General features: G+C 51.1%; 21 protein-coding genes. 9 read left to right on the plus strand and 12 right to left on the minus strand.

Features of this window, described 5'->3' with window-relative positions:
- Nucleotides 1-27: 27 nt before the first annotated feature.
- On the minus strand, nucleotides 28-900 hold the full coding sequence (locus tag FOM92_RS12450; protein WP_143777174.1) for a DMT family transporter: 873 nt from the start codon (nucleotides 898-900) through the stop codon (nucleotides 28-30).
- Nucleotides 901-973: 73 nt separating this feature from the next.
- Between FOM92_RS12450 and FOM92_RS12455 the strand changes: the two genes are divergently transcribed.
- The 3 genes from FOM92_RS12455 (at nucleotide 974) to FOM92_RS12465 (ending at nucleotide 4,879) form a co-directional block, all read left to right on the plus strand.
- Entirely contained in the window at nucleotides 974-2,068 is a 1,095-nt protein-coding gene (locus tag FOM92_RS12455; RefSeq protein ID WP_143777175.1) for an alkene reductase, read from the plus strand.
- A 5-nt stretch (nucleotides 2,069-2,073) separates the two neighbouring features.
- Nucleotides 2,074-2,865 carry a sterol desaturase family protein gene (locus tag FOM92_RS12460; RefSeq protein WP_143777176.1) on the plus strand — a complete coding sequence of 264 codons (792 nt, stop codon included), beginning with the start codon at nucleotides 2,074-2,076 and terminating at the stop codon, nucleotides 2,863-2,865.
- 76 nt (nucleotides 2,866-2,941) lie between these two features.
- Nucleotides 2,942-4,879, plus strand: coding sequence for a DUF3604 domain-containing protein (locus tag FOM92_RS12465; protein ID WP_143777177.1), 1,938 nt, complete (start codon nucleotides 2,942-2,944; stop codon nucleotides 4,877-4,879).
- A gap of 29 nt (nucleotides 4,880-4,908) precedes the next feature.
- Here the strand turns inward: FOM92_RS12465 and FOM92_RS12470 are convergent, their stop codons facing one another.
- From FOM92_RS12470 to FOM92_RS12515, 10 genes are all read right to left on the minus strand, one after another.
- Nucleotides 4,909-5,409, minus strand: a complete 501-nt coding sequence (locus tag FOM92_RS12470) for an MmcB family DNA repair protein (protein ID WP_143777178.1) — start codon at nucleotides 5,407-5,409, stop codon at nucleotides 4,909-4,911.
- Nucleotides 5,410-5,488: 79 nt separating this feature from the next.
- Nucleotides 5,489-6,199, minus strand: coding sequence for a cell wall hydrolase (locus FOM92_RS12475; protein WP_143777179.1), 711 nt, complete (start codon nucleotides 6,197-6,199; stop codon nucleotides 5,489-5,491).
- Nucleotides 6,200-6,366: 167 nt separating this feature from the next.
- Complete coding sequence (locus FOM92_RS12480) at nucleotides 6,367-6,702, minus strand: DUF1491 family protein (protein WP_246087356.1); 336 nt, start codon at nucleotides 6,700-6,702, stop codon at nucleotides 6,367-6,369.
- Between the two features lie 5 nt (nucleotides 6,703-6,707).
- Nucleotides 6,708-7,175: a PTS sugar transporter subunit IIA gene (locus FOM92_RS12485; RefSeq protein WP_143777181.1), complete on the minus strand. Its 468-nt coding sequence runs from the start codon at nucleotides 7,173-7,175 to the stop codon at nucleotides 6,708-6,710.
- A gap of 90 nt (nucleotides 7,176-7,265) precedes the next feature.
- Nucleotides 7,266-7,841 (minus strand): ribosome hibernation-promoting factor, HPF/YfiA family, encoded by a 576-nt coding sequence (gene hpf, locus FOM92_RS12490; protein ID WP_143777182.1) that lies wholly within the window; start codon nucleotides 7,839-7,841, stop codon nucleotides 7,266-7,268.
- Between the two features lie 15 nt (nucleotides 7,842-7,856).
- Entirely contained in the window at nucleotides 7,857-8,564 is a 708-nt protein-coding gene (gene dnaQ, locus FOM92_RS12495) for a DNA polymerase III subunit epsilon (protein WP_143777183.1), read from the minus strand.
- Between the two features lie 31 nt (nucleotides 8,565-8,595).
- Complete coding sequence (gene coaE, locus FOM92_RS12500; RefSeq protein WP_143777184.1) at nucleotides 8,596-9,195, minus strand: dephospho-CoA kinase; 600 nt, start codon at nucleotides 9,193-9,195, stop codon at nucleotides 8,596-8,598.
- Complete coding sequence (locus FOM92_RS12505; protein WP_143777185.1) at nucleotides 9,192-10,001, minus strand: shikimate dehydrogenase family protein; 810 nt, start codon at nucleotides 9,999-10,001, stop codon at nucleotides 9,192-9,194. Before FOM92_RS12505 ends, coaE begins: the two co-directional genes overlap by 4 nt.
- Nucleotides 9,998-10,594, minus strand: coding sequence for a Maf family protein (locus FOM92_RS12510; protein ID WP_143777186.1), 597 nt, complete (start codon nucleotides 10,592-10,594; stop codon nucleotides 9,998-10,000). The genes FOM92_RS12505 and FOM92_RS12510 overlap by 4 nt, the downstream gene beginning before the upstream one ends.
- Nucleotides 10,591-11,421 carry a pyruvate, water dikinase regulatory protein gene (locus FOM92_RS12515; protein ID WP_143777842.1) on the minus strand — a complete coding sequence of 277 codons (831 nt, stop codon included), beginning with the start codon at nucleotides 11,419-11,421 and terminating at the stop codon, nucleotides 10,591-10,593. The genes FOM92_RS12510 and FOM92_RS12515 overlap by 4 nt, the downstream gene beginning before the upstream one ends.
- A gap of 300 nt (nucleotides 11,422-11,721) precedes the next feature.
- Here FOM92_RS12515 and hemE point away from each other — a divergent pair, with 300 nt between their 5' ends.
- The 4 genes from hemE to FOM92_RS12535 all read left to right on the plus strand — a co-directional run bounded on the left by hemE (nucleotide 11,722) and on the right by FOM92_RS12535 (nucleotide 15,434).
- Entirely contained in the window at nucleotides 11,722-12,753 is a 1,032-nt protein-coding gene (gene hemE, locus FOM92_RS12520) for a uroporphyrinogen decarboxylase (protein WP_143777187.1), read from the plus strand.
- 18 nt (nucleotides 12,754-12,771) lie between these two features.
- On the plus strand, nucleotides 12,772-13,215 hold the full coding sequence (locus FOM92_RS12525) for a CopD family protein (protein WP_246087285.1): 444 nt from the start codon (nucleotides 12,772-12,774) through the stop codon (nucleotides 13,213-13,215).
- Between the two features lie 215 nt (nucleotides 13,216-13,430).
- Entirely contained in the window at nucleotides 13,431-14,687 is a 1,257-nt protein-coding gene (gene rho, locus FOM92_RS12530; protein ID WP_143777188.1) for a transcription termination factor Rho, read from the plus strand.
- A gap of 18 nt (nucleotides 14,688-14,705) precedes the next feature.
- A complete protein-coding gene (locus FOM92_RS12535; protein ID WP_143777844.1) occupies nucleotides 14,706-15,434 on the plus strand; it encodes a YjbE family putative metal transport protein in 729 nt (242 codons plus the stop codon).
- Between the two features lie 28 nt (nucleotides 15,435-15,462).
- On the opposite strand, the gene FOM92_RS12540 is transcribed toward FOM92_RS12535, so the two are convergent.
- Complete coding sequence (locus FOM92_RS12540; protein WP_143777189.1) at nucleotides 15,463-16,173, minus strand: dienelactone hydrolase family protein; 711 nt, start codon at nucleotides 16,171-16,173, stop codon at nucleotides 15,463-15,465.
- Nucleotides 16,174-16,262: 89 nt separating this feature from the next.
- On the opposite strand from FOM92_RS12540, the gene FOM92_RS12545 reads away from it, so the two are divergent.
- Nucleotides 16,263-16,523, plus strand: coding sequence for a DUF6489 family protein (locus tag FOM92_RS12545; protein WP_211347401.1), 261 nt, complete (start codon nucleotides 16,263-16,265; stop codon nucleotides 16,521-16,523).
- A 7-nt stretch (nucleotides 16,524-16,530) separates the two neighbouring features.
- Entirely contained in the window at nucleotides 16,531-17,823 is a 1,293-nt protein-coding gene (gene mnmE, locus FOM92_RS12550; protein WP_143777190.1) for a tRNA uridine-5-carboxymethylaminomethyl(34) synthesis GTPase MnmE, read from the plus strand.
- Nucleotides 17,824-17,877 lie beyond the last annotated feature (54 nt).

Raw genomic sequence — 17,877 nt, forward strand, 5'->3', positions numbered from 1 at the left:
AGGCGCAAGATGGCACCATTAAAAGAGCTATCGTTTTCTCACCAACACCAAAGCAATCATGACCAGTAGGCTACCCGTGAAATCAAGGGCTGTTAATGTCTCCCCAAAGGCCAGCCAACCAGCGGCAGCCGAGAGTGCTGGTTGAAGCAATAATGCCAGGCCGATGACCAGTGGGCTGAAATGTGGAAGGGCATAGGTTAGGCAACCCTGACCCAAAAATTGCGAAGTGAACGCAAGCAACAGCACAGGCCACCAAACGGTCGGCAATATTTGTTCGCCTGCATATAGCGACGCCGGCAGCAGGACAGCGGCTGCCACGGCACTTGCAAGAGCCAGAGAACCCCAGCTTTCCGTACTCTCCCTCACGCGTATCATCATGAGAAGATACACCGTATATGTTAGCCCGGCACCTAGGCAGAGCATATCTCCCGCGAAGTGCTCCGGCGACAATTCCAAACTTTGTCCCGTCAGTAGAATTGCACCGATGAAAGCCAATACAACCGACACAATTTGCCACTTTCCCGGCATTTTGCGGGCTGCCACCACTCCGTAAATGACCAGCAGCAGACTGGCACAATTGGCGAATAGCGTCGCGTTGCCGAGCTTTGTTTTGAATATACCGATGTGCCAAGCGATGATGTCGATTCCAAAGAAGACACCCGCAATGAAAATGAAAATAAAGGTGCGCGGTTTCACAGAAGTAAGGCGGAATCCAAACTTACGGCCAACTAAAAATAGGAAAGGTGTGGCCAATGCCAGCCTCCAGAATCCCGTTGCAATGGGGCCGCTGTCTGCAAAACGTACAAACAGGGGACCAAAAGCAATGGAAATGTTCCCCGCAATCAAGGCGAGAAAAGCCAATGCCTTTGGGCTTTGATGATGGAAAATATTTGTTGGCATAAACCCCCGTTGCAATTTGCAACGCTTATCCGCATCTTGGTCGCAACCAAAGCTTAAAAGAACAGGAAGACTTATGACCGCAACTTTGTTCGATCCGATCCAACTTGGCGCAATCGGTGCACCCAATCGCATATTTATGTCGCCCCTAACCCGCGGACGCAGCACCGCTGGTCATGTTCCAATATCCGATTTGAAAGCCGACTATTACAGTCAGCGTGCGAGCGCGGGCCTTATCATCGCGGAGGCAACCGGAATTTCACAGGAAGGTTTAGGTTGGCCTTCTGCACCAGGTATCTGGAACGATAATCAGGTGGCAGCATGGAAACCAGTGACTGACGCCGTGCACGGAGCCGGCGGGCGAATTATTTTGCAATTGTGGCATATGGGTCGGCTAGTGCATCCGGATTTTCTTGGTGGTTCGCAACCAGTGTCGGCATCAGCAACCACTGCCCCGGGGGACGCGCACACCGCTGAGGGTAAAAAGCCCTATGTGCAAGCGCGGGCGCTGGAAACATCGGAAATTCCGCGTATCGTTGAAGATTATGTTACGGCCGCAAAAAACGCCATTGCGGCTGGATTTGACGGGGTGCAAATTCACGCTGCCAACGGGTATTTAATCGACCAGTTTCTTCGCGACAATTCTAATTTCCGCACTGACCAATATGGCGGCTCCATCGAAAACCGTATCCGCTTACTTTGCGAAGTGACGGAGGCAGTAGTCAGTGCCGTCGGAGCCGATCGTACAGCCGTAAGACTGTCACCCAATGGCGAAACGCAGGGAGTTGATGATAGCAACCCAGTTTCGCTGTTTACGACGGCAGCGGCTGCCCTCCAAAAAATCGGAATCGCCTTCCTTGAGCTGAGAGAAGTAAAGCCTTACGGCAATTTTGGCAGGACAGATGTGCCCCGTGTCTCCCCTCAAATTCGGCAAGTGTTCAAAGGTCCACTTGTTCTGAATCAAGAATATACAAAGGAACTGGCGGATGCGGATTTGGCTTCAGGCCTTGCTGACGCGATAAGCTTTGGTCGCCCATATATCAGTAACCCTGATCTTGTGGATCGTCTTCGAACAGGAGCTGATCTGGCGAAAGACAATTATCGGACATGGTATTCGCCAGGCGCAGAGGGATATACGGACTATCCGTTTCTTGAACGCAGCCACGCTTAACGTTCATGCTTGCGGCGGGGCTGAATTTTTATGTGATTGCTATACCCGCCGGCTTGCTCATCCTGTTTTCAATTGCCGAGTGTTTATGGCCCCGCAGCAAACGCGTTCTGGGGCGCCTCCCACGCTGGCGGACACATGCGCTGTTTTTTCTAACTAACGCCGCTTTAGGTAGATTGCTTGCGTTGTTCGTTGTCGTGGGAAGTGCTGCGACTTGGTCTGCGGCCAATGAATTCGGCCTGCTCTACCAAAGCGAATGGCCTTGGTGGATAGAGGCTTGCGTCGGCTTTCTGTTACTCGATTTAGCCGTTTGGGTGCAACATTGGGCTATGCACAGGTCGCACATATTATGGCGGGTACATAAAGTGCACCATAGTGATCGCGATCTGGACGCAACTACAGCGCTGCGGTTCCATCCTTTCGAGCTCTTTATATCCACTTTTTTCAAGTCGGCCTGCGTCGCTTTACTGGGCATCCCCGTACTTGTTGCACTTGCTTTTGAGGTTTGGCTTAATTGCAATGCCCTATTCAACCATAGCAATATTCGTCTTCCAAGTGCCCTTGATCGAGCGCTGAGAATAGTTTTGGTTACGCCCGACATGCACCTCGTTCACCACAGCACGAATGTCAAAGATCAGTGTCAAAACTACGGTTTTGCTCTGACTTGGTGGGACCGAATATTTGGGACCTATGCCGATCAACCCACTATGGACCGAGATCAACAAACTGTCGGTCTTGAAAACATAACAGATGACCGTCCGGCACAGTTTATGTGGAGTATGAAGCAGCCATTGACGTAGCGTCAATGCGGCCTTTACATGCACCACTTGACGAGCCCCGAATTCCAGAGCAGTTTTCTTCGCGGGAGTGGGGAAAATGCCGAAAAAACGTTTCATCTTTTTAGGGGCGGTTGCCGTCCTAGCCATCGGTTTCGGAGCAACTTACGGATGGCGTCAATGGCAGGAAAAATCTGTCCTCGATGATTCCAGGATCGCACAGGTTGCGTCAGATAAAGAAAACACATCTGGCCCAGCGATGAAGCTGCTCTGGGGTGACACCCATTTGCATACATCAAACTCGATTGATGCATTCGGGTTTGGTGTCAAACTGGGACCCGAGGAAGCATTGCGTTTCGCTCGCGGGGAGGAAGTTACCTCGACCTGGGGTTTAAAAGCAAAGCTGGAACGCCCACTGGATTTTCTCGTGATTGCAGATCACTCAGGTGGGCTCGGTGCGACTAAGGCATTATACGACGCACCTGGTTTCCTCATCCGCGATCCAGTATTGCGCCGCTGGCATGATGAGATGCACAAAGGACCCGAAGGCATGCAGAGGGTCACAGCAGAGCTTATTGATCGGGTGGGTCGCAACGACCTTCCAAAGTCACTTACCGATCCTGAAAGACAGCGCGAGACATCAACTAATATCTGGACCCAGCATAGCACCCTGATCGAACGTTACAACGAACCGGGTAAGTTTACCGCATTTATGGGTTTCGAGTACACTTTGATGCCAGGTGGCAACAATCTGCATCGTGTTGTTATGTTCCGTGACGGCAAAAGCCGTACCGATCAAGTGCTCCCATATGACCCCGGCCAAGGCGATACTCCTGTGAGCCAGCTCTGGGACTATATGGATAATTATGAAAAACGTACGGGCGGTAAAGTCTTGGCCATTCCGCATAATAGTAACTTGTCGAACGGCCTAATGTTCGAGCTGGTTGGCCCTGGCGGAGGACCAATGACCGCGGAGTATGCGCGTCGCCGCGCAGCTCGGGAGCCAGTGGTGGAAATGACGCAAATCAAAGGTGACAGCGAAGCGCATCCGTTCCTGTCTCCGAATGACGAATTTGCAGGTTTTGGAACTGCAGGCTGGGATTTGGGCAATTTAACCATGCAGGCCGCAAAAAAGCCTCAGGATTTTGCGGGAGAGTATATTCGCGAGGCATTGAAACGCGGACTTGCAATTGAAGCGAAAACGGGAGTGAACCCCTATAAATTTGGCGTTATTGGTTCAACAGATAGTCATACTGCACTCGCAACCGCTGATGAGAATAATTTTTTCGGTAAGCACTCAGGCGGTGAGCCCAATGGGAAACGGGCATCAGAACCACAAAATCTTGGAACTCGAATGGGGCGCTTTGGTTGGCACTATCTCGCCGGAGGTTATGCTGCCGTGTGGGCAACGGCCAATACCCGCGCAGCCATTTTTGACGCAATGATGCGTAAGGAAATTTATGCCACCACCGGACCACGGATGACCGTGCGATTCTTTGGCGGATGGGATTTTAAGCCCAGTGATTTTAAGGGCAATTGGGTAATGTCAGGTTATAAGCGTGGCGTGCCCATGGGAAGCGACCTTAAGCCTGGTAAAGGAGTACCCACCTTTATCATTTCTGCTCTCAAGGATCCGATCGGCGCCAATCTTGATCGTGTTCAGGTTGTTAAAGGATGGGTCGATGCATCCGGACAGATGCACGAAAAGGTATTCGACGTGGCTTGGGGTGATGCAGACAAGCGAAAGCGGGACGCTACTGGAAAGATTCCGGCCGTAGGGGACACAGTAGACGTCACTAAAGCAAGTTATACCAATATCATTGGTGATCCTGAGTTACAGACGGTGTGGAGCGACCTCGAATTCAACCCGAACCAAAAGGCTTTCTATTATCTGCGTATTCTAGAAATTCCGACACCGCGGTGGGTTCTTTTCGACGCTATCCGGTATGGCGCAAAGTTATTGCCGGGTACCCAGTTAAAATCGCAAGAAAGGGCGTATTCGTCACCGATCTGGTATAATCCGACCAAAGCAAGTTGAAAAAAGGAGGGCTTGGAAAGCCCTCACGTTCATTCGGCTTCAATCTCGGCCAATACTGGGTCAGGATCAGCAATGCCCATCAAACGACGCATGGCTAAGCGGGCTAGACGTTGTGTCTCTGTCTTTCGTCGCGCCGCCGCCATGGGAACTAACGCCGCGGGGCGAGCGATTTCGGCGTCATAAGCGTCTGCAATAATAAGTCCTGTTCGTTCAGGCAGGAATGAATCTTGGTACAAGGGACCTATATCAAATCTCTCCGGCACTGCCCAAAAGAAGCGATCGCAAAAATCTAGATATTCTTGCCATTTTTGGTCACCCAATAAATCCGCACGCGCGCATTTTATCTCGACCAATATGATTTCACCTTTCGTGTTTATACCCATTAGATCTGCACGCCGATTATTCCGTAGCGAAACCTCAGGCTGAACCATGATCTGATTGCGTAAAAACAGGCGCGAAACACCACGCGCAACAGCAGCGGCATTCACTGCAAGCATAGGCAAAGGATCGAAGTTAGCAGCATCAGTCATGTCAGGACTGATAGAACATATAAGGAACAAAATAAAGGCTCCAATTCGGAGCCTCTATTTTTAGTTCGCTTTGGGCGGATCAACGATAGAATATATGGTTGTCGATCGATCCGATCCGGGTCAACCTCCAACCCGGCGAAACATGACGTGCGTGGAAAAATAGTGCGCCTTCAACTGGGCTTTTCCAACTGTCATTAAGTGCGATCCGACTGATCGCCACAGCATTACGCCAATGCGCACTGCCCGTTGAAATAGGCGGCATGCCACCGCCACGTACAAATGAGAACTGACTTTTTTGATACACTACACCGCAAAGCGTAGAGGGGAAGCGTCCTGACTGGGACCGAGCGATAACAACTCGTGCAACTGCTAACTGTCCAGCAAGGGATTCCCCTTTAGATTCAAAATAAACTGCACTTGCTAAACAACGCTCTTCGGCATTGAGCGGTTCTCGCACGTCTTGCATGCTTACGAGTTCTGCTAGCGAGGAAACGGGATTGGTTATCTCGGAATCGCTTTCTGCGCCTTCCGGTTTCGACTGCTCGCGATCGGTTGGTATAAACACGATATCGCCATCTTGAGTAAGACTCGTCGTCACTTCACCTGATTTCAGGCGGTCGACATTTTCCTGATCTGAAGCGATTTGGGCCGCATCAACTACGATGGCGGATGCGCTAAGCGCTGCGCTTTGGTCATTTCCAAAAGCAAAACCAGCATCGGCGGTCAGAACGGCGGATGCTAGTGTACACGAAATGGCCACCACGGAGGCAGCCCGAACCATTTTCAACATTAATCGTACATTAGTGCGGTGGCAGCAGCGGATGAGCCTCTAATCTTTTGTTCTGGCTCTTCGTTTGTTGCATCCGACTCGCGTGTTTGTCTGGTCACCCCAATTGTGTCCCGCGCGACAACCTTCGCTACTCGTTGCGCGCCCCTCTATTGAGCATCACCGCGCAGTCAAGACTCAGCGACTAAAAGTCCGTTCAACCGTTCTTTCGACGCGACATCCAGTTCAAGAACCCACAAATCAGGATCGCTTTTCGTACGCGATTTCCAATATTTTGTGATCTCTGTATCGTTACCCTCAACCCCTAGTATTATCGGGTGCCAGGAAAAGGAACCATCAAGTTCAGGAAAACGCTCATAGATAACAGGATCAGAACCCTTAATCTGCCCGACAAGTAAAATGGCACCCGACAGTTGGTCGCCTTTGCGCAGAACGGTGGCAAATCCGCCTTGGGCTTCGGTAAGTTTCTGAAGCGCCGAAACGCGAAACTCACTGGTGAACCGCACAAAACTCAAGCAGCGTTGCGCTCTTCAGACAAGGTTAGCAGTGCGAACATTGCTCCTGCATCAGCAGCACCACGTAGTTGCGTACGAAATTTTTCGTCCCGGAAGAGGCGCGATACCTCGGCAAGTGCTCGCAAATGTGATGCACCATCTTGGGCAGGGGAAATCAGCGCGCAAACCAAATCTACCGGTTCGTCGTCGACAGCATCATAGTCTACAGGTTTCGCCAGACGGGCAAAGACAGCTACCGGCACTTCAATGCCTGAAACCTTACAATGAGGGATCGCCGTACCACCACCAAATCCGGTTGGACCCAATCGCTCCCGCTCAATCAGGCCGTCAAGAACGGCGCTTGAGTCGAGCAAATAGTTTTCGGCGGCAAGGGTCGAAAGGCGTGCGAGAAGATCAGATTTGCTCGCGCAAACCAAATTCGCAACGACAGCTCCCTCAACGAGCCTTGTAGAAATTCGAATCATATCTTGTTCAATTGCACCCGGTCGGGAACCGGGAAGCAAACCCCAAATATCTGAATATGTTTAAATATGTGTCGTGATGTTGGCCGAATTCTAAGGTGCCGATTTCGGTTCAACCCACCCGATCGTGCCGTCTTCGCGGCGGTAAACCATATTATGGCGGCCAGTGCCAGTGTTTTTAAACAGTAAAGCAGGCGTGTTGCGCAAATCCATGAGCATGACGGCATCTGACACAGTGGATTCTGGAATATCAACACTCATCTCTGCCACGATCACTGGCGCGTCAGGTGGCGGAACGTCTTCAGAGAAGTCTCCACCGTCAAAGACGGTATATGCGGCTTCTTCTTCGCGGAGGGCATGCGCGGATTGAGCATGTCGGTCCTGTAAACGTCTCATGTAGCGACGAAGTTGTTTTTCAATACGGTCGGCCGCTTGATCAAGCGCTACATGTGCATCCTGCGCTTCGCCTCGACCCTTCAGCACGAGACCTTGCATCACGTGCATTACAATATCACTTGTGAAACGTTCATGCGGTCCACGACCGAATGTGGCATGCGACGAAAGTGCCTTGGAAAAATATTTGTTGGCGATGGCGCCAAGCCGCTTTTCTACATGGCTTTGCAATGCTTCACCGGTCTCGACCTGATGTCCTGAAACCCTGATATCCATTGCTTATCTCCTTTTCTATAGTGCTGACTCGGAACCAAGCCAGAGCGCATCTTTGATTTTGGATATAAATTCACTGTGTAACGCCAATTCTTGGGGGGTGGCGCTATGTGGACGAGCTGCGCGAAATGGGCGATCTCTTACAAACTGGCGTACACTACCATCGTCCAATCCTACAACGGCAGCCTTGTCATCCACTAAACCAAGACCAATCTGGCGGCCGCCAGTAAGTTCAATATAGAGCTGTGCGAGTAATTCAGCGTCCAGCAGTGCGCCATGTTTTATGCGGTGGCTCCGGTCAATGCCGTATCGCGAGCATAATGCGTCCAGGGATAGCTTCGCCCCCGGATGCTTTGCGCGCGCCAGTCCAATTGTATCTATCATGCGGTCGAGCGAAATCGGGTCAAAACCACAAAGTTGAAGTTCGGCGTTGAGAAAGCCAAAGTCAAAGCTCGCATTGTGCGCAACAAGCGGGCTGTCGCCCAGGAACTCGAGCAATTCCTCAGCCTTTTCCGCAAAAAGCGGTTTATCTGACAAAAAACGATCCGATAAGCCATGCACCTGCTCGGCCGCTGCAGGCATTGGTCGTTGCGGATTGAAATAGGCGTGGTAGCTTTCACCGGTTATCACCCGGCCGACCATTTCGATGCATCCTATCTCTACCATCCGATCCCCAGTATGGGGATCAAAGCCGGTCGTTTCGGTATCGAAAATTATCTCTCGCATTCTATTCTCGAATGTGAGCCTGTTTTACAGGTTATGCAAGACCCGCTCGCAGCTTTTTGACAAGTTCATGAACATTGCGTCGTGTTTCATCGAGCGACTGACCCGTTTCGATTATAAAATCTGCGCGTGCACGCTTGTCTGCATCATTAGTTTGTAATGCGATAATCTGATCGAATTTTTCCGCTGTCATGCCGGGTCGTGCGAGAACTCTGTCCCGCTGAATATTATAAGGTGAGGAGACTACAACAATGGTGTCGACGCCGTTATGTCCGCCCTTTTCAAATAAAAGCGGTATATCAAATAACACCATATCCGCATCAGCATGTTCGCTCAAAAATGCTAAGCGCTGCTTTGCTACCGCAGGATGAACAATGGATTCCAATCTCGCTAGTTTGTCCCTATCCCCAAACACCGCCGCACCTAACGCTTTTCGGTCTACTCCGCGCGCGCCGGTTGTGCCGGGAAAAGCTGATTCAATTTCGGGTACCAATGCCCCGCCTTCTTTCTGCAATTCGTGCACAACAGCGTCCGCATCAAATACAGGTATGCCTTCATCGGCAAACATCGCTGCCACTGTCGATTTGCCCATACCGATTGACCCAGTGAGCCCGATAATGCGAGGTCTTTTCACTTTAGGAGCAACTCCCGCAGTTCATTTTCCACATCGTCGGGGGGTGCGACACCAAAAAAGAGTTCAAATGCAATTGCGGCTTGACCCACCAGCATCTCAAGTCCGTCGACTACCTCTAAGTCCCGTTTCCGGGCCTGTTTAAGCAAAGCCGTTTCGATAGGAGCGTAGACCAAATCATACACTACCGCATGTTCAGGCAAAGGGCTGAGATCGATTTCGAGCGGTTCATGCCCTTTCATGCCTAAAGGACTGGCGTTCACCAACAATGTCGACTCAGGCAGACGAGCGTTCATTGGCAATACCCGCCCTTTTAAACCGAAATGCGAAAGTAGTCCTGCCGCTTTAAGGCCATTACGTGCGAGTAGAACGACCTCGCCGATATCTGCCTGCCCCAGTGCGAACAATACCGCCCGAGATGCACCGCCAGCGCCGATTACTACCGCGGTCTCTCCTGCAAGTGGAAGGTCTGCAATAGGGCCATAAAAACCGCCTGCATCGGTGTTCGTCCCAATCAACTGACCATTCTCGCCTCGAAAAACAGTATTGATCGCGCCAATGGAGCTTCGAATATCGCCAACATCCATCACATGATCCAGCGCTGCGATTTTGTGTGGGATGGTCACGTTGCATCCACGCCATTCCGGATCGGATGCACGCTCACGGAAATAGCCCTCCAAAAACTCTGGCGCTATATCTTGCGCCTGATAGTCGCCTACAAGTCCCAGCTGGCTCAACCAAAATCGATGAATCAAAGGCGATTTGGAATGCGATATGGGATGCCCGATAACTTCAGCATAATTGGTCATGACGGCAAAAGACCCCTCAGTCTTAGATAGTCAAGCACCGGTAACAGCGGCAAGCCGATGATTGTGAAATGACTGCCGCTTACGCTTTTGAATAGCTGCGCGCCTTCAGCTTCTATACGATAACAGCCAACACAATGGCGGATATCTTCCCAGTAGTTAGCTACATAGTGGTCGATAAATGTCGGGCTTAAATGTCTCACCGTCATTTGTGCGCTGTCTATAACGCGCCAAATGGGTTGGCCCGCTTCGCAGATGACTGCCGCGCTAATCAAGCGGTGAGTCTTATTCGACAGTTGTGACAAATGCGCACGTGCGACGTCAGGATTGTCGGGTTTATCCAGTATTTTCCCGTCGGCAGTAACTGCGATCTGATCGCAGCCCAATACCAACGCCGCGGGGTATTTGCGCGAAACCTTCAGCGCTTTGGCTTCGGCAAGCGCATCCGCGATCTCACGAGGCTTAGCATCGTTGGCAATCAACAAGTCCTTGATGCTATGTTCGTCAACCGATGCAGGCACCACTTCAAGTGAAACGCCGGCTTTCCGAAGCATCGCTTCTCTTCCAGCACTTTGAGACGCCAAAATCAGCTTCACGACGATTCGGCTCGCTGGAGTTCACGTTCGTTAAACAGATTAATGATCGCTGCCGCTGTTTCTTCGATGGAACGTCGCGTTACATCTAGAACCGGCCAACCATTATCTGCAAACATCCGCCGTGCATGCGCAACCTCTAACTTCACTTTTTCTTCATCGACATAATCTGTATCGGGTGACTGGTTGAGCGACAAAAGACGATTACGACGCACCTGTACCAATCGTTCTGCACTGGTAACCAATCCAATCACCATCGGATGCTTCAGGGTAAAGAGAATAGGCGGTGGCGGAGATTCTGGCACAATTGGAATATTCGCCGTCTTGTATCCTCTGTTTGCTAGATAGATACTTGTCGGTGTTTTTGACGTCCGGGAGACACCAGCCAATACAATATCGGCCTCTTCCCAATTCTGGGCATTGATGCCGTCGTCATGTGCAATCGTGAATTGAATTGCATCAACACGAGCAAAATAGGCAGCGTCCATTGCATGTTGGCGACCAGGACGAGCCTTTGCTTCTTGGCCCAGCATTGTAGACAAAGCGTCACTAACAGCATCAAGAGCGGCGACTGCCGGCAAACCTAGAGCTCTACACCTGTTTTCCAGTTTACGACGTGTGTCTCTGTTTACCAATGTAAACAGAACCAATCCTGGGTTGGCCGCTACGTCAATCATAATACGGTCTAAATGGCTTTCGGACCGTACCATCGGCCAGAAATGTTTGACCACATTTTCGACCCCGTCATACTGCGCTAACGCAGCTTTTGCGATATTTTCCAAAGTCTCGCCTGTGGAGTCGGATAATAGGTGGAGATGAAATCGGTCCATTGGGACAGTCTTGTTGGCAGCATGGGGATAAATCAAGGGACAAAGTTTTTGCTCGAACAACTTCCCCGCTGTTCCAAATTAAGCACCCGATTCTGGCACAACCTTTCCACAAGGACATTTCGCTATCCACAGGCTGTTAATAACAAGGAAGACTTGTGCGAATCCGAGCGCCTCCTTCACTTGCTTCCAGTCAAGCTGTTGGCAATATCAGCAAAAGCTTTTAAGACCGAGCATATCAACAGCCCATCATCTTTCATCATCCATATATAAATTAGATATTTGATTGGATTCCTTATCCCGATGCCAGCGACTACCCACAAGAAACTGCTCAGCGTCCTACAGGGCAACCAAGAATTGGTTCCGCCCGTTTGGCTCATGCGCCAGGCAGGCCGTTACTTGCCCGAATATAGGGAATTGAGAGCGCAAAAAGGTGGTTTTCTGGAACTTGCCTATGACAGCGATGCTGCAACCGAAATTACGATCCAGCCGATCCGCCGTTTCGGCTTTGATGCGGCTATCCTTTTTTCTGATATTCTCGTCGTCCCACATGCAATGGGGCAGGAGTTATGGTTTGAGGCTGGGGAAGGTCCGCGGCTGGCTCCGAGGTTAGCTCAATCGGAGTTGAATGGATTGACAGCCAGCCCAGAGCGCCTTTCTCCAGTTTTGGATACTGTGCGGAAAGTGTCTGCTGCTTTACCTAAAGAAACGACATTTCTTGGGTTTGCAGGCAGCCCATGGACTGTCGCCACCTACATGGTGCACGGACAGGGTAGTAAAGACCAATCAGAAGCGCGGCGAATGGCATATGCTGAGCCCGATCGTTTTCACGCACTGATTGAGTCGATTATCACAACGACGGTCGACTATTTGTCCGGCCAAATTAACGCAGGTGTCGATGCAGTCCAATTATTCGATAGTTGGGCCGGCTCCCTGTCGCCCGCTCAATTTGAAAAATGGGTTATTGCACCCAATGCGGAAATAGTCCGTCGCCTGAAGGTCCTTCACCCAGACGTTCCGATTATCGGATTTCCGAAGGGAGCGGGTGGAAAACTTGCCGCATATGCCGAAGGAACCGGCGTTGATGCGCTTGGTCTGGATGAAACTATTGATCCCCATTGGGCCAACCGCGAACTACCAAATGGGCTGCCAGTACAAGGCAATCTCGATCCACTCGTGTTGATTTCTGGTGGAAATGATTTGATCAAGGCGGTGGAAAATATACTTTCGGCCTTCAGAAACCGACCCCATATTTTCAACTTAGGTCATGGCATATTGCCCGATACCCCCATTGAGCATGTTGAACATTTGCTTTCTCAAATACGAAAAGGATAAGCATGGGAAGATGCCTGTATGACGGATGTTATATCAATGCTCTATTTGTGGCTTAAATCCGCGCATATTATTTTTGTAATTTTCTGGATGGCGGGCTTGTTCATGATCCCGCGTTTCTTTGTTTATCATCAAGAGAGTCCCGAAGGGTCCGAAGAAGAATCTCGATGGGTTAGCCGTGAAACCAGGTTGATCAAAATCATCCTGAATCCATCAATAATTGTAGTTTGGGCGGTCGGCCTTTTATTAGCTTGGCATATTGATGCGTTATCTGCAGGTTGGTTCCACGTTAAACTCCTCTTTGCATTATGTTTGTCAGCTTATCATGGTTGGGTAGCAGGATATGCCAAGAAGTTGGCGAAGGGGGAACGAAAACTCAGTGGTAAGCAATTGCGGTTGCTCAATGAAGTACCGGGGATCGCGGCGGCGGCGATAGTAATTATGGTTGTTGCCAAGCCATTTTGATTTTTTGATCGAAGCTGACCAACTCAAGTTGGTTGACTTTTCTACTTTGGACACTATCGAACATTTGAAGCCCGTCCTGGGCGTGAGCGCAAGCATTCAAGCAACTGCGCCAAACAAACTTCCTCTTTTGCCGGTTGTCCTTTTTGAAGCCGGCTGATCAACAGGGTCAACAGCCCTTCTGTCAATCGGGTACAAAACCCACAACGGAATTATCTATGCATTTGAAAGAGCTGAAAAGCAAAAATCCAGCAGATTTGGTTTCGATGGCCGAAGAATTAGGCGTCGAGGGTGCATCGACGCTGCGCAAGCAAGATCTTATGTTTGCAATCTTGAAAGAGCTTGCAGAAGATGGCGAGCAAATAATGGGACTGGGAACTATCGAGGTACTGCCCGATAGTTTTGGTTTTTTACGTTCTCCGGAAGCCAATTATTTGGCTGGACCTGACGATATTTATGTTTCTCCTAACATGGTGCGACAATTCGGTTTACGGACTGGCGATACGGTTGAAGGTGAGATCCGCGCACCCAAGGATGGTGAACGATATTTTGCTTTAACTAAAGTCATGAAGATTAACTTCGATGATCCAGATGCTGTACGGCATCGCGTCAATTTCGATAATTTGACACCTCTTTATCCCGATGAGAAACTTACGCTCGATTCATTGGATCCGACGATCAAGGATAAGTCTGCACGCGTTATCGACATCGTTAGTCCACAGGGTAAAGGGCAGCGCGCTCTTATTGTAGCCCCCCCAAGAACCGGTAAAACGGTACTGCTGCAGAATATTGCACGTGCAATTACGGACAACCATCCAGAAGTATTTCTTATAGTGTTGCTGATCGACGAACGACCCGAGGAAGTCACCGACATGCAGCGTTCGGTCAAGGGTGAAGTCGTTTCGTCTACCTTCGATGAGCCGGCAACCCGTCACGTTCAAGTAGCTGAAATGGTTATTGAAAAAGCAAAGCGGTTGGTTGAGCATAAGCACGATGTTGTAATCCTACTGGATTCAATTACTCGTTTGGGCCGTGCCTACAATACGGTGGTGCCAAGCTCCGGAAAGGTATTGACTGGCGGTGTGGATGCCAATGCGTTGCAACGGCCTAAACGCTTCTTTGGTGCTGCGCGGAACATAGAAGAAGGCGGATCGTTGTCGATCATCGCTACTGCGCTGATTGATACTGGTAGTCGGATGGACGAAGTTATTTTTGAAGAGTTCAAAGGTACAGGAAACTCTGAAATTGTGCTTGATCGTAAAGTTTCGGATAAGCGCATCTTCCCATCGCTTGACGTTGGTAAATCGGGAACTCGTAAAGAAGAGTTGCTGGTCGAGGAGGGTAAACTAAAGAAAATGTGGGTGCTGCGCCGCATTCTGATGCAGATGGGTACTGTGGATGCAATGGAATTCCTGCTCGACAAAATGAAAGATTCTAAGACGAACGAAGATTTCTTCGATTCTATGAATCAGTAATACAGAAGGCTCGATATGATGTTTGAACTTGTGATCGCCTCAGCCGCTGCAGCAACCTCATTAGGTGGTCCTGCCGATATTTGGGCGGCTATAGTCAAGGATTTCTCAAACATCGGAGAACCAGCCGCTTTCGCGGCTTTTGTTCAGGTTCTTCTCATCGATTTGGTTCTTGCAGGCGACAATGCGATTGTGGTCGGGGCATTAGCTGCAGGTTTGCCAGCAGATCAACGTAAAAAGGTCATTTTAATTGGTGTTTTGGCCGCGCTCATCTTGCGGGTCATCTTTGCATTGATGGTAACTTGGCTTCTTGGCATTGTGGGACTGGTTCTTGCGGGCGGATTGCTACTTCTATGGGTGGCTTGGCGCATGTACCGTGATATTGCCGGCCACGCAGGGGAATCCGCTGGTTCACCTGAAGTAATTGGTGATGAACATTCAGGCATAAAATCTACTAAAACTTTCGCTGGAGCTGCATGGGGGGTTGCAGTTGCCGACGTGTCGATGAGTCTCGACAACGTGCTTGCGGTTGCTGGAGCAGCACGTGAACATCCAGGTATTCTAATTGTCGGTCTTATTTTTGCAGTCGCGTTAATGGGTGTCGCGGCGAATGTTATTGCACAATATATTGAACGATACAGATGGATTGCTTGGGTCGGTCTTGCAGTGATTGTTTACGTCGCGGGCAAAATGATCTGGGAAGGTTGGCACGAAGTCCAACCCCACGTAATGGCAATTGCTGGGATGTGATATTAAAGAGCCCTACCAAGGGCTCTTTTTAGCTCAAATGCTGGTCAAAAAATTCTGCTGTTCGCAAATCCGCAAGTTGAGCGCCTTTATCGTCACGACGGTCTCCCATTTCCGTGGCAAACCCGTGATCAAGGCCTACATAGTCGTGTAGTATCACCTTTGGATGATTATCAAGACGGGCATGAATCGCGGCCTGCGCTTCGGGACCGACAAAATGGTCCGCAGTTGGAATATGGAGCATCAACGGGTTAGCAATCGCATCTGCTTCATTCAGCATCTGATCAATCATGACACCGTAGTAGCCAACTGATGCACTAACATCAGTTCGCGTGGCTGCCATATAGGCAAGACGTCCTCCCAAGCAGTAGCCGACACAGCCGACTTTCTCCAAAGGTAATTGTCCCGAGATCCCTGCGCGTAAAGCATGTATAACAGCTTCGATATCCTTGACGCCATCATCGGGATCATATTGACCGAAATAGCCAAATGCTTCCTGTAACTCCGTCTCTATATCCGGGTTGAGTTCTACGCCTGGAGCAAAGCGCCAAAAGAGGTCGGGAGCTATAGCGACATAACCGTCGGCCGCTAGTTTATCGCATTTCTGACGGATTCCCTGGTTGATTCCAAAAATTTCCGGAATGACGATTATTGCAGCCTTTGCTCCACCCAAAGGTGCTGCCAGATAGGCGTTGAAAAGCGCATCTTCGTCCAACGCATTGATCTTCACCATGTTAACCATAAACAGTCCTCTTGCTGTGCAATTGCTTGATTCGGCTTTCGCTCTATAGTGTCCTGTGTTCGAGGGAAAAGGAAGGAGGGCAAGAGCCCATGAAAATGAATATAGAAATTGACTGCTCACCAGAAGAGGCCCGCGCTCTTTTGGGATTGCCCGATGTCACCGAGGCGAATGAGGCTTATGTCCAGAATATCACCAAGTTGATGAAAGGTGCGGGCGGGATTGAGCAATTGCAAGAATTGGGCAAACAGATTGCGCCAATGGGACAAATGGGACTTCAGCTGTTTCAACAATTGATAGAAACAGGGGCCAAGGCGGCTTTTTCCGGTGTAGCGCCGAAGGATAAGAAATAGACTGAAAATGCCCGCCGGAGATACGATTTTTGCGCTGTCGAGCGGCGCACCGCCGGCGGCGATTGCGGTTTTGCGGATTAGTGGGCCGAGAGCTGTTAACTCGGCTGAAGCTTTGGCGGGGTCTGTTCCGGAGGCCCGGCGGGCTTCTCTGCGGACTTTGCGGGATGCTTCGGGGGAGGTGTTGGATCGGGCCCTGCTGTTGGTTTTCCCGGGGCCGGATAGCGCGACGGGTGAGGATCTGGTCGAGTTGCATGTCCATGGCGGGCGGGCGGTGGTGCGTGCCGTTTCGGCGGCCCTGGCGGCCATGCCGGGGTTACGGGCGGCGGAGCCCGGGGAATTTACCCGGCGCGCCTTTCTAAACGGGCGGATGGACCTGAACGAGGCCGAAGGCTTGGCGGATCTGCTGTCCGCCGAGACCGAATGGCAACGCCGGGCGGCAGGCGCGATGATGGGCGGCGCCTTTTCCCGCCGGATCGAACAATGGCGGCAGGACGTGCTCGCCCTGTCGGCGCTGACCGAGGCGGAACTGGATTTTTCCGACGAGGGCGATGTCGAAACACAGAATAATGTTGAAATAACAGATAGTTGTAAAAGACTTCATGACGCCATTTGCACCCTGGTCCGCGCGCCGGGTGTCGAAAAACTGCGCGACGGCCTGCGTGTCGTGCTCGGCGGCCCCCCTAATAGTGGTAAGTCGACCCTGCTGAACGCGCTGGTCGCCCGGGAGGCCGCCATCGTGTCGGATATAGCCGGTACCACGCGCGATGTGATTGAAGTACCGGTGTCGATCGGCGGCATCGCCTTCCTGTTTCTCGACACTGCGGGTCTGCGCGATACTACCGACGACCGGATCGAGGCGATCGGTATCGAGCGCACCCATGCCGCGATGGAGAGCGCCGATATCCTGCTGTGGCTGGGCGAAGAGGGCGCAGGCCCCGATCATCCGAACCTGGTGGAGGTGGAGGCCAAAGCCGATGATCCGGCCCATCTGCGCAAAGGTTCAGGGGCGGTGAAAGTTTCTGCGAAGACCGAAGAAGGAATGGCGGATCTGGTCGCCACCCTGACGAAAAAAGCGAAAGGGCTTTTGCCTCCACCCGACCAGTTCGCCATCAACGCGCGCCAACGCACCCTGCTTGCCCAATGTGCCGATGCCTTGCAGCAAGCTGGCGAGACTCAGGACTGGCTGATCACCGCGGAGAATCTCCGTCAGGCGCGGCTCGCACTGGATGCCCTGACGGGGAGGGCGCATACAGAGGACTTGCTCGACACATTATTTGGCCGCTTCTGCGTCGGAAAATAATCTGTTTCACGTGAAACACCCCCAACAACTTTGACCCCGCCGCCTGCCTGCGCT

The organism is Sphingorhabdus contaminans, assembly GCF_007280415.1.
In the GTDB taxonomy this organism is placed as follows: Bacteria; Pseudomonadota; Alphaproteobacteria; order Sphingomonadales; family Sphingomonadaceae; genus Sphingorhabdus_B; species Sphingorhabdus_B contaminans.